Source organism: Robiginitalea sp. SC105 (assembly GCF_014243345.1).
In the GTDB taxonomy this organism is placed as follows: Bacteria; Bacteroidota; Bacteroidia; order Flavobacteriales; family Flavobacteriaceae; genus Robiginitalea.
The window spans coordinates 742,757-754,139 of the sequence record NZ_JACLZF010000002.1 but is presented as its reverse complement, the minus strand read 5'-3'; the positions used below and the strand labels follow the sequence as shown (position 1 = coordinate 754,139).

The window sequence follows — 11,383 nt, the reverse complement described above, 5'->3', positions numbered from 1 at the left end:
GCAGGCAGTATAATCCTGTTGCCCGGCCGGATTTTTTGATGTATCTTCATGAGGCATAGACCCTTACTTCCCGATCCTTCCCCCACGGGATGCCCGTTCCATCAAACAACCTAATACTTCCATCAAATGAAATCCCGACTCATCCCCGTCCTGCTGCTGGTCCTGTTTGCAGTTGCCGCCCTTATCCCCTGGAAGACCGGCAGGACCGAGGTGCTGCCGAAGCGCAATGCCGCATCCATGGGCGCCATCAAGTGCACAGTGGCAAAATTCCTTCTTGGGGATATTGACAGCACCCGTCAGATTGCGCCCCTGTTCGAAAACCTGGGCAACCATTCCCTGCCCATCCGGACCGGCTCGGGTCAGGCCCAGGCATTTTTCAACCAGGGCCTCCGCCTGACCTACGCATTCAACCATGCGGAAGGCCACCGGTCTTTCCTGGAAGCTGCCCGCCTGGACCCGGAGGCCGCCATGGCCTATTGGGGACAGGCTTACGACCTGGGGCCCAACATCAACGATCCTGAACCGGACGAGGACCGGAAAAAAAAGGCCCTGGAAGCCCTGGAAATGGCCAACAGGTATGCCGGCAATGCCAGTGAACTGGAACAGGGGCTGATCCGGGCGCTGAATGCCCGGTACAGCCCGGATACCACCCTGCAGACGGCCCATCTGAACACCGCATACATGGATGCCATGAAGGGGCTCGCAGACCGCTACCCGGACCATGCGGAGGTACTGACCCTGTATGCGGCCGCTATTATGAATACCATGCCCTGGGCCTATTGGGAAGCCTCCGGGGAACCGGCGCCCAATACCCTGGCAGCAAAGGCAGCCTTGGAAAAGGCAATTGCCCTGGATCCCAAGCACCCGGGGGCGCACCACTACTATATCCACCTGATGGAGCTGCCGGACCCGGACCGGGCCGTAAGCAGTGCGGAAAGCCTTGAGAACCTGATGCCGGGGGCTGGCCATATCGTGCACATGCCTTCCCACATCTACATCCGGGTGGGCCGGTATAAAGACGCGGTCCGCGTAAACCAACTGGCCATCGAAGCCGATGAGGACTATATTTCACAGTGCTATTCCCAGGGGCTTTACCCGCTGGCGTACTACCCGCACAACGTACACTTCCTGTGGTCTGCGGCCAGCCTGATCGGGGAGAGTGAAACGGCCCTGTCGGCAGCGCGTAAAACAGCCGAGAAGGTACCGGTTGGTGAAATGAAAGAGCTGCCATTCTTGCAGGATTTTGCCGCCACCCCCCTGCTGGCCTACCTGCGTTTCGGCAAATGGAACCACATACTCACCTTCCCGGCCCCCAACCCGGAGATCAAACACCTCAACCTGATGCGCCATTACGCGAGGGGAATTGCATTTTTGAGGAAGGGCAATATCCCGGAGGCCAGGGAAGAGCTTCAGGCGATTGACCAACTGGTGGCGGATCCCGACCTGGCTTCCATTGTCGCAACGGCAAACAATGCCTCGGACCGGATCGCGGCAGTGGCCAGGGCCGTGGTGGCAGGGGAAATTGCGGCAGCAACCGGCGATTTTGAATCGGCGGTCCGGTTCCTGGAAGAGGCTGTTGCCCTGGAGGATAACCTGACCTATACGGAGCCGTCTGCCTGGCATATCCCGCCCCGCCAGAACCTGGGGGCCGTCCTGATGGCTGCCGGGGACTATGCGGCAGCGGAAGCTGTTTATCGGGAAGACCTGCTAAAACTGCGGCAAAACGGATGGTCCCTGCTGGGGCTTTCCCAGTCTTTGGAAGCCCAGGGGAGATCGGCGGAAGCCGAAAAAGTCAGGGAGGAATTCCGGGAAACCTGGCAGCACGCCGACCTGGAAATCCCCGGGTCGGTTTTCTGAGCCTTTGCGAACAGGCTGGCCGGCTCAGAGCAAATCCCCGACCTGTTTGCACGCCTCGTCGAATTCGGCCATCATCTGCCGGACGATTTCGGCTGCAGGCAGGATCTCGTGGATGATTGCGGAGACCTGGCCGATTTCCAGCTCCCCTTCTTCGAGGTCTCCCTCGAACATGCCCCGTTTGGCCCGGGCCCTCCCCAATAATTGCCTGAGCTCCTCCGGGGTTGCACCCCGGGCATAGGCCGACTCGATATCCGAGTAGAATTTGTTCTTCAGGAGCCGTACCGGTGCCAGCTCCTTCAGGGTCAGCCGGGTATCCCCGTCCCCGGCATCCACCACCCGTTGCTTGAAGGCAGGGTGGGAAGAGGCCTCCTCGCTGGCTACGAAGCGGCTGCCAACCTGCACCCCGTCGGCCCCGAGGACCATGGCAGCCAGCATGGACCGGCCGGTGGCAATGCCGCCTGCCGCGATCAGGGGCAATTCGATCTTTTCACGGACGGCCGGGATGAGGGTGAGGGTCGTCGTTTCATCACGCCCGTTATGCCCCCCGGCCTCGAAACCTTCGGCCACAACGGCATCCACCCCGGCATCCCGGGCCTTCAGGGCAAATTTCAGGCTGCTCACCACATGCGCAACCCGGATACCGTCGGCCTTGAGATCGGCTGTCCAGGTTTTGGGGTTCCCGGCAGAAGTAAAGACAATGGGCACCCTCTCTTCCCGGATGATGGCCATGATGCGGTCGATATCCGGATAGAGCATGGGGACGTTGACCCCAAACGGCTTGCCGGTCGCTGCCTTGCATTTACGGATGTGCTCCCGGAGGATGTCCGGGTACATGCTCCCTGCCCCGATCAACCCCAGGCCGCCGGCATTGGAAACCGCTGCCGCCAGCCGCCAGCCGCTGGCCCAGACCATGCCGGCCTGGATGATGGGATACCGGACTTCAAAGAGCCGGCAAATGCTGTTTTTCTCCATAGGACAATTGCGCGTAATTAGGTGCCTGTGCACTTTTAGGCATTTGTTTCCCGGGAATCGGATCAGGCAATCCGGCCCGGCAGGGGGCTTCCCGTTAATCGGATCAGGCTATCACCCCGGAACCGATCAATTCCTCCCCAAGGTACCAGGCGACAAACTGCCCTTCGGTAATGGCCGATTGGGGCTGCTGGAAATCCACATAGAGCCCCCCTTCTATTTTATAGAGGGTGGCCGCCTGCAATTCCTGCCGGTACCGGATCCTGGCACGCACCTCCAGGGATTCGTCGGGGGAAAGCGCCAGGTCGGGGCGCACCCAGTGAAGTTCCTGGTCTGCAACAAAAAGCGCTCGCCGGTACAGGCCCGGGTGGGACTTGCCCTGGCCGGTGTAAATGATATTGTTCCGCACATCCGTCTGGATAACGAACAAGGGCTCGGGGGTACCGCCTACATCCAGTCCTTTCCGTTGGCCGATGGTAAAATAGTGTGCGCCCTGGTGGCGCCCTACGTCCCTGCCCTCGTCCGGGGCATAAGTCGGCTTTTCCGAATAATAGGCGAGCTCTTCCCTGCGGTTGCTGAAACGGGGAAGGGGCCGGTGGTAAAAGGGTGCCGTTGCGGGGATTTCCACGATTCGCCCCTCCCTGGGCTGCAGCTGCTGCTGCAAAAACTCGGGCAGGCGTACCTTGCCGATGAAGCAAAGCCCCTGGGAGTCCTTTTTGTCGGCCGTAATCAGGTTGTGCTGGGCGGCTATTTGACGGACTTCGGATTTTTCAAGTTCCCCGATGGGGAAGAGCGCCCGGGAAAGTTGTTCCTGGTTGAGCTGGCACAGAAAGTAGGATTGGTCCTTGTTCCTGTCCTTGCCCGCCAGGAGGCGGTACAGGGTTGCCCCATCGCGGGAAACCTCGCTTTCCTTCCGGCAATAGTGGCCCGTAGCCACATAGTCCGCGCCAAGGTCCACCGCCATCTTCAGGAACAGGTCAAATTTGATTTCCCGGTTGCAAAGCACATCCGGGTTCGGGGTCCGGCCCCGTTCGTATTCGCGGAACATATAATCCACGATACGCTCTTTATAGGCAACACTCAGGTCAATGGTCTGGAAGGGGATTCCCAGTTTCTCTGCGACGATCAGGGCATCGTTGCTGTCGTCCAGCCAGGGGCATTCCTTGGAGATGGTCACGGAATCATCGTGCCAGTTTTTCATGAAAAGCCCGATCACCTCATAACCCTGTTGCTTGAGCAACAAGGCGGCTACACTGCTATCCACGCCTCCCGAGAGGCCTATCACTACTTTTTTGGGCGTCGTCATTTCGGCGCAAAATTACAAAATAATTCCGGGTGTCGTCAGGTTTCCATCCCGACGGCTACATGCTTTCCGGATTGCGTAAAAAGGAGTCAGGCCCTTACCCTGCAGGTTGAAATGCGCAAACCATGGACTCGATCCACGGGGTTCCTGTTAAACTTTTATTAAGCGTCAACTCATTTTGTTTAACTTTTTCTATTTTTCCATACACAATTTAATCCTAAAAGAAATTCTGTTATGAAAAAGTGCTTATTCAAACTTAAATTCCTGTTGGCGGGGCTCCTGCTTTTTGCAGTAGCATCGTGTTCCAACGACGACGACGGCAACGGCGGCGGAGTGGAGGCCAATATCGTGGCAACCGCCCAGGCCAATCCCGACCTGAGCAGCCTGGTGGCTGCATTGTCCAAGGCGGATGAACTGCCCAACGGCGACCTGATCGGCATCCTCAGCGGTCCGGGGCCCTTCACCGTTTTCGCACCATCCAATGCTGCCTTCAGCCAGCTCTTCAGCAACCTGGACGGTTACAGCAGCCTGGACGACTTTGACACCGATGAAGAGAAAGAACTGTTGGCAACCATCCTGACCTACCACGTGGTGGCCGGTGTGGCCGCACAATCCACCGACCTCACGGATGGCGCCAATGTGACCACCGTACAGGGCGGAACGCTCACCACTTCCCTTTCAGGAGGTGTTTCAGTGGTCGACGCCACCGGTACCCCGGCCAACGTCACCACGGCAGACGTCATTGCCTCAAACGGGGTGATCCATATAATAAATAAGGTATTGCTGCCCCAGGAAATACTGGACGCCCTGGCGGAAGCCGCCGCGGATCGGAACATCGTGGAAATAGCCAACGCGACCTCTGATTTGTCCGCCCTGGTCAGTGCCCTGATCGAAGCTGACCTGGCAACTACCCTGGAAGGCGACGGCCCCTTTACCGTGTTCGCCCCAACCAATGATGCCTTTGCCACCTTCCTGAGTGTGAATGGTTATGCAAGTGTGGCTGATGTACCCAACGAGATACTGACCCAGGTACTTCTGAACCACGTAGTAGCCGGAGAATTTGCCTCTACGGACCTGACCACAGGCTATGTTTCCTCTTCCTCCACGGCCGGACCGGACAACGCAAACCTCAGCCTGTTCATCAATACGGAGGGCGGGGTAACCATCAACGGCGTGTCTGACGTAAGCACCCCCGACGTGTTTGCTTCCAACGGTGTAGTACACATCGTGGATGCCGTAATCGGGCTGCCGACCATCGTAGACCACGCAACAGCCAACCCGGCCTTTTCGAGCCTGGTGGACGCCCTTACCGACGGGGGCAATACGACCTTTACCGACCTGCTCTCCTCCGAAGGGCCCTATACTGTATTCGCACCCACCAATGATGCGTTTGCGGCCTTTACAAACCCCAATGGCAATGCGCTGGACAACATCCTGTCCAACCATGTGGTCTCCGGGGCTGCCGCCTTCTCCGGAGCACTTTCCAACTCCTACGTGAACACCCTCGGGGTCAATGCGGACGATGACGCCCTGAGCCTGTATATCAATACGGACGCCGGCGTCACCCTGAACGGCGTCAGCGATGTGGCAGTTGCCGATGTGGTAGCTACCAACGGGGTAATCCATGCCGTAGATGCGGTAATCGACATCCCCACCGTGGTGACCTTTGCCCTGGCAGACCCAACCTTTGCCCCCCTGGTAACCGCCCTGACGGAAGGTACGCCCATGACGGATTTCGCCACCGTGCTGAGCGGAGAAGGTCCTTTTACTGTATTTGCCCCGACGGATACTGCCTTCCAGGCCCTGCTTGACAGCAACGCTGCCTGGGATGCCGTGACCGACATCGACGAGGCCCTGCTGACTTCCGTCCTTTACCACCATGTCGTTTCCGGAAACGTCCGTTCCGGTGACCTGACCGATGGGATTATGCCCACAACCCTCGAGGGCGATGCCATCACCATCAACCTGCCAGGTACCGGTGGGAACATAGCAGATGTAACCGATGGTGCGAATAATCCGGGAATCGGAATTATCGCTGTGGACGTACAGGCCGGAAACGGTGTGGTTCACGTCCTCAACCAGGTGATGATCCCGGATACGACGAACTAAGTTTTTATCACCTATTTGATTTACCACCCTGCCCTTTGGCGGGGTGGTTTTTTTATGCCAGGGCCCATTGCCTGCTACCAGACTTCAGAAAGAGGCTGGTTAGCATACAGAAACCGGCAATTGACAACTTTTGTTTTTATCTCCGGGAGTCCTGCACCATATTGCCAGTCCCAAATCTTACCAGACTAAACCTACCCTGCCAAGCAAAAAGCCCCCGACTTCATAGTCAGGGGCTTTTTTGTTTCCTAAACGTTCCGGCAGTTTACAGGTCTTCCGGGGATTCGGGTCAGCGTTTCTTTTGCTTCTCGGCTTCTTCCATCATTTCCCGCATCTTCCGCTGGAAGCGGTTCTCCTTCCGGGGTTTCTTTTTCTGTTCCTGGATCTGGGCATGGATTTTTTCCTCGTCCAGGATCACATTTTTGATTACCAGCATGATTCCGATGGTAATCAGGTTGGAAACAAAATAGTACAGGCTGAGGCCACTGGCGTAGTTGTTGAAGAAAAACAGCATCATCAGGGGCGACAGGTACATGATGAACTTCATGTTCGGCATGCCGGGCTGGGTCTGCATCTGCTGCCCGGTGGTCATCATCATGTAGAAGAAGATGGCAACCGATGCCAGGATCGGGAACAGGCTGACGTGGTCCCCGTAAAACGGGATACTGAACGGCAGTTGTGCAATCGTATCGTAGGATGACAGGTCTTCCGCCCAGAGGAAGGACTTCTGGCGCAGCGAAAAGCTGGTAGGGAAGAACATAAAGAGCGCATAGAATATCGGCAACTGCAACAGGGCGGGGATACAGCCACTCAGCGGGCTCACGCCTGCCTTGTTGTAGAGTTTCATGGTGGCCTGCTGCTTTTTCATTGCGTTGTCCTTGTACTTCTCCCCGATTTCCGTGATCTCGGGCTTCAAGACCCGCATCTTGGCCTGGGAGAGGTAGGACTTATACGTAACCGGCGACATGAGGATCCGCACGATGATGGTCATCACCACAATGGCAATCCCGAAAGGCAGGAAAGAAGCCAAAAAGCCGTAGAAGGGGGTAAACACATACCGGTTGATCCATCCGAAGATCCCCCATCCGAAGGGGATGGAATCGGCCAGGGCCAGGTCCGGGTATTCTTCAAGTACGTCGATGTCCGTAGGGCCGAAATACCAGTGCATCGCCCGGCTGATTTCGCCCCCCGTCACGGGCAGCTCGGTCGCAATGGAAAATTCCTTGGTAAAGGCGGTTTCGCTGCTTTCTTCCTCCACCAGGTCGTTGGAGCGGAATGTCACGGATTCCAGGGGGTCGTCAACAGCCAGGATGGAACTGAAAAAGTGCTGGCGGAACGACATCCACCGGACGGCCGCCTCGGTTTCGTCGTCCTCCCCGCTGGCGGACAATTTGCTGATGTCATCCCCGTCGTGCCGGTAGGTGAGCCGGGTATACCGGTTTTCATACATCACGCTGGGATCATGGCGGATGGCCCTCAGGTTCCAGTTGAGTGGGACCCCACGGGCAGCGGGCATGGACAGCCCCTGGGAACGGATGTCAAAATCGACGAGGTATTCCCCGGGCTTGATGGTATAGCGGTATTCGAGGTACTGCCGGGGACCCGCCATGGCCTTCATGGAGAGCACCTGGTTTTCCCCTTCCTCACTCAGGCTAGGTTCAAAATACAGCTCGGAGGTATTCAATACCCGGTTGTCGGAGGTAGTCAGTTCCAGGCCAAAGCTCGCGTTGCCGTCGCGGACGAGGTACACGGGCAGGGAATCGTGGTTGACGAATTCTTTCATCCGCGCCTCCACTACCTGGCCGCCTTTGTTGGACACTTCCAGGGCGAGTACGTCATTTTCCAGAAGGGTAGTCCCCTCCCCTGCCTGGGTGTAGGCAAAGGCGCCGATTTTGGAGGCGTACGCCTCCCGCGCCACGGAGTCGTTCAGGTCAAGGACCGGGTCGGCAGGCGGCGGGGTGGGCTGGCTGGCTTCGGCCTGGCCTACGGAGTCCTGCACTTGCTCGGTCGCCTGTCTCTGGGCTTCCACTTCCTCGGGACTCGGCTGGTTGGTATAAAACCAGAAAATGAGGATTCCGAAAATGAGTACGAATCCAATAATGGAATTGATATCCAGCTTTTTTTCTTCCATGTAATCGTTTTAACAGGACCTGGCTCCCGCGCCGCCCAAAGATTGGACTTGCGGGGTGCAAATATACGGCCAATTGGGATGTTTATGCCATACTGGCATTGGTTCGTTGCAATTTGTACTGGCGTACCGCCTGGACAAAGCCCACGAACAAGGGGTGGGGGTTGGCCACGGTACTCTTGTATTCCGGGTGGTACTGCACCCCTATAAACCAGGGATGCGAAGGCAATTCCACGATTTCGACCAACCCGGTTTCCGCATTGATCCCCGAAAATACGAAGCCTGCCTCCTCCATGGCCTCCTTGTATTCATTGTTGAATTCGTACCGGTGGCGGTGCCGTTCCGAAATGGTGGAGGCCTTGTCGTACATCTCGTAAACCAGGGTGTCTTCGGTCAGTTCGCAGTCCCAGGCCCCAAGGCGCATGGTTCCCCCCTTGTTTACGATGGTTTTCTGGGCCTCCATCAGGTCGATCACCGGGTGGGGGGTGTTGGCATTCATCTCGGTGGAATTGGCATCGTCCAGGCCCAGGACATTCCGGGCAAACTCGATGACGGCCATCTGCATTCCAAGGCAGATCCCCAGGAACGGGATGCCTTCTTCCCGCGCGTATTTTACCGCCTTGACCTTTCCCTCGATACCGCGTTCCCCGAAACCGGGTGCGACCAGGATCCCGTCCAGATCCTGCATCTTTTTCTCCAGGTTGTTGGCGCTGATGTGTTCCGAATGGATAGAGATGACCTCTACTTCCACCTCGTTGACCGCCCCCGCGTGGATCAGGGCTTCCTGTATGCTTTTATAGGAATCCTGCAACTCCACATATTTGCCGATCAGGCCTACCCGTACCAACCCCCTGGGGTTTTTCAGGCGCTCGATGAAACCCATCCACTGATCCAGGTTGGGTTCGGGGGTCAATGGCAGATCCAGCTTCTGCAGGGCTACCTTGTCCAGTCCCTCCTCGTGCATCATCATCGGGACATCGTAGATGGTACTGGCATCGATGGATTGGATGACCGCCTCCTTCTTGACGTTGCAGAAGAGGGCCAGCTTCTGTTTGATTTCCTCGGATAACTCGTGCTCGGTCCGGCAAACCAGGATGTCTGCCTTGATCCCGCTTTCCATGAGCGTCTTCACCGAGTGCTGGGTGGGTTTGGTCTTGAGTTCGCCTGCCGCCGACAAATAGGGTACCAGGGTCAGGTGGATCACGATGGCGTTGTTCTCCCCGAGCTCCCAGAGCAACTGGCGCACAGATTCGATATAGGGCAGGGATTCGATATCCCCCACCGTTCCGCCGATTTCGGTGATGACCACATCGTATTCGCCATTCTTGCCCAGGATCTGGATGCGCTCCTTGATTTCGTTGGTGATATGGGGTACCACCTGTACGGTTTTCCCCAGGAATTCCCCCCGCCTTTCCTTTTCAATGACGCTCTGGTAGATCCTGCCCGTGGTGACATTGTTTGCCTGGGAAGTCCGCACGTTGAGGAATCGCTCGTAGTGCCCAAGGTCCAGGTCGGTTTCTGCCCCATCGTCGGTTACATAGCATTCCCCGTGTTCATAAGGGTTCAGCGTGCCCGGGTCGACATTGATGTAGGGATCGAGTTTCTGGATGGTGGTTCTCAGCCCGCGGGCCTGCAGGAGTTTGGCGAGGGAGGCTGCGATGATGCCTTTACCCAGTGAAGAGGAAACTCCCCCCGTAACGAAGATGTATTTGGTAGCTGCCATTGGCGGTATGTTTGTTACGGGATTCAAAGTTACGAATTACCGGAGGAAATCAGGGAGAATCCCGGGGAAATTCTTTCCGGATCCGGTACAGCAACCCCTCCAGCCCGTTCTCCTTGATGCCGTGGACCACCTCCAGGTTCCGGCCCAGTTTTCCCGGCGGAAAGCCTTTCTGGCGGAACCAAACCAGGTAGGGCAAGGGCAATTCGGACAGCAGCCGCCCCTTGTACTTGCCAAAAGGCATGCGGTAATTGGCGAGTTCAATGAGTTGTTCCCCCTTTGGCAAAGAAACTTCCATACCCTGAGTTTGGACAAATATACTATCTTTAAATAGCCGGTTCCCTGAATGGGAAAATCTCCGGGCCATTAAGAAATCCAGATCAAAAAGAAATCCAGACCTCATGGAACGCAGAAAATTCATCGGCCGCAGTGCAGCGGCCTCCGCAGCACTCTTTACGCCCCTGGGACGAAACGCCGCCGCCCGGGAAACACCACAGGACGCACCCCCGAAGGGCACCATCAACCACAGCGTCTGCTACTGGTGCTACGGCAGCATCCCCCTGGACACCTTCCTGGGGAACATTGCTGAGCTTGGGATCGGGGCGATCGACCTGGTGGGGCCCGAGGATTTCCCGCTGTTGAAAAAGCACGGCATCCACGCAGCTATGTGCTGGGGTGCCGGCAAGGGGATTGTCGAGGGCTGGAACGATCCGAGGCTGCACGACGAACTGGTGGCGGACTACAATGAAAAGATCCCCCTGATCGCTGAGGCCGGTTATACCAACCTCATCTGTTTCAGCGGCAACCGCAACGGCATGAACGATTTGGTAGGTTTGCAGCATTGCGTGGAAGGCCTCAGCAGGATCCTGCCCACGGCCGAAAAATACGGGGTGGTCCTCCAGATGGAACTGCTCAATTCCAAGGTCGACCACAAGGACTATATGTGCGACAATACGCTTTGGGGCGTGGAACTGTGCCGCCGCCTGGGCAGCGACCACTTCAAGCTGCTCTACGACATCTACCACATGCAGATCATGGAAGGGGACGTCATCCGCAATATCCGGGAGTACCACCCCTATTTCGGTCACTACCATACCGGGGGCAACCCGGGACGGCATGAGATCGATGAAACCCAGGAACTCAATTACCCGGCCATCATGCGCGCCATTGCCGCTACCGGCTTCACCGGACATGTGGCCCAGGAATTCATCCCTACCTGGGAGGACAAGATCGCCGCCCTGAAACAGGGCATCGGTATCTGCGATATCTGACCGGGGAATTGTCAGGCTGCCCGGAGCCG

The 11,383-nt window shown here is 57.1% G+C and carries 8 protein-coding genes; 3 read left to right on the top strand and 5 right to left on the bottom strand.

Translation table 11 applies throughout. The annotated features are described in order from the left end of the window. Window positions 1-126 precede the first annotated feature (126 nt). Window positions 127-1,857 (top strand): M48 family metallopeptidase, encoded by a 1,731-nt coding sequence (locus H7F20_RS12560; protein ID WP_185786522.1) that lies wholly within the window; start codon window positions 127-129, stop codon window positions 1,855-1,857. 24 nt (window positions 1,858-1,881) lie between these two features. Here H7F20_RS12560 and H7F20_RS12555 read toward each other — a convergent pair whose 3' ends face one another. Both H7F20_RS12555 and mnmA read right to left on the bottom strand, forming a co-directional pair. After that, a complete protein-coding gene (locus tag H7F20_RS12555; RefSeq protein ID WP_185786521.1) occupies window positions 1,882-2,829 on the bottom strand; it encodes a nitronate monooxygenase family protein in 948 nt (315 codons plus the stop codon). Between the two features lie 103 nt (window positions 2,830-2,932). Beyond that, window positions 2,933-4,132 carry a tRNA 2-thiouridine(34) synthase MnmA gene (mnmA, locus tag H7F20_RS12550; RefSeq protein WP_185786520.1) on the bottom strand — a complete coding sequence of 400 codons (1,200 nt, stop codon included), beginning with the start codon at window positions 4,130-4,132 and terminating at the stop codon, window positions 2,933-2,935. A 231-nt stretch (window positions 4,133-4,363) separates the two neighbouring features. On the opposite strand from mnmA, the gene H7F20_RS12545 reads away from it, so the two are divergent. Beyond that, a complete protein-coding gene (locus H7F20_RS12545; protein ID WP_185786519.1) occupies window positions 4,364-6,238 on the top strand; it encodes a fasciclin domain-containing protein in 1,875 nt (624 codons plus the stop codon). Window positions 6,239-6,524: 286 nt separating this feature from the next. Here H7F20_RS12545 and yidC read toward each other — a convergent pair whose 3' ends face one another. The 3 genes from yidC to H7F20_RS12530 all read right to left on the bottom strand — a co-directional run bounded on the left by yidC (window position 6,525) and on the right by H7F20_RS12530 (window position 10,381). Beyond that, the gene (gene yidC / locus H7F20_RS12540; protein ID WP_185786518.1) at window positions 6,525-8,366 is read right to left on the bottom strand and encodes a membrane protein insertase YidC; all 1,842 of its coding nucleotides are present in this window, start codon (window positions 8,364-8,366) and stop codon (window positions 6,525-6,527) included. Window positions 8,367-8,448: 82 nt separating this feature from the next. Next, window positions 8,449-10,086 carry a CTP synthase gene (locus tag H7F20_RS12535; RefSeq protein WP_185786517.1) on the bottom strand — a complete coding sequence of 546 codons (1,638 nt, stop codon included), beginning with the start codon at window positions 10,084-10,086 and terminating at the stop codon, window positions 8,449-8,451. 49 nt (window positions 10,087-10,135) lie between these two features. Further along, on the bottom strand, window positions 10,136-10,381 hold the full coding sequence (locus H7F20_RS12530; protein WP_185786516.1) for a DUF3820 family protein: 246 nt from the start codon (window positions 10,379-10,381) through the stop codon (window positions 10,136-10,138). 103 nt (window positions 10,382-10,484) lie between these two features. Between H7F20_RS12530 and H7F20_RS12525 the strand changes: the two genes are divergently transcribed. Then, complete coding sequence (locus H7F20_RS12525) at window positions 10,485-11,354, top strand: hydroxypyruvate isomerase family protein (protein ID WP_185786515.1); 870 nt, start codon at window positions 10,485-10,487, stop codon at window positions 11,352-11,354. Window positions 11,355-11,383: the final 29 nt, after the last annotated feature.

Coding starts and splice junctions, on each gene's coding strand:
- H7F20_RS12560 (WP_185786522.1), top strand. CDS start 127: ATGAAATCCCGACTCATCCCCGTCCTGCTGCTGGTCCTGTTTGCAGTT.
- H7F20_RS12555 (WP_185786521.1), bottom strand. CDS start 2,829: ATGGAGAAAAACAGCATTTGCCGGCTCTTTGAAGTCCGGTATCCCATC.
- mnmA (WP_185786520.1), bottom strand. CDS start 4,132: ATGACGACGCCCAAAAAAGTAGTGATAGGCCTCTCGGGAGGCGTGGAT.
- H7F20_RS12545 (WP_185786519.1), top strand. CDS start 4,364: ATGAAAAAGTGCTTATTCAAACTTAAATTCCTGTTGGCGGGGCTCCTG.
- yidC (WP_185786518.1), bottom strand. CDS start 8,366: ATGGAAGAAAAAAAGCTGGATATCAATTCCATTATTGGATTCGTACTC.
- H7F20_RS12535 (WP_185786517.1), bottom strand. CDS start 10,086: ATGGCAGCTACCAAATACATCTTCGTTACGGGGGGAGTTTCCTCTTCA.
- H7F20_RS12530 (WP_185786516.1), bottom strand. CDS start 10,381: ATGGAAGTTTCTTTGCCAAAGGGGGAACAACTCATTGAACTCGCCAAT.
- H7F20_RS12525 (WP_185786515.1), top strand. CDS start 10,485: ATGGAACGCAGAAAATTCATCGGCCGCAGTGCAGCGGCCTCCGCAGCA.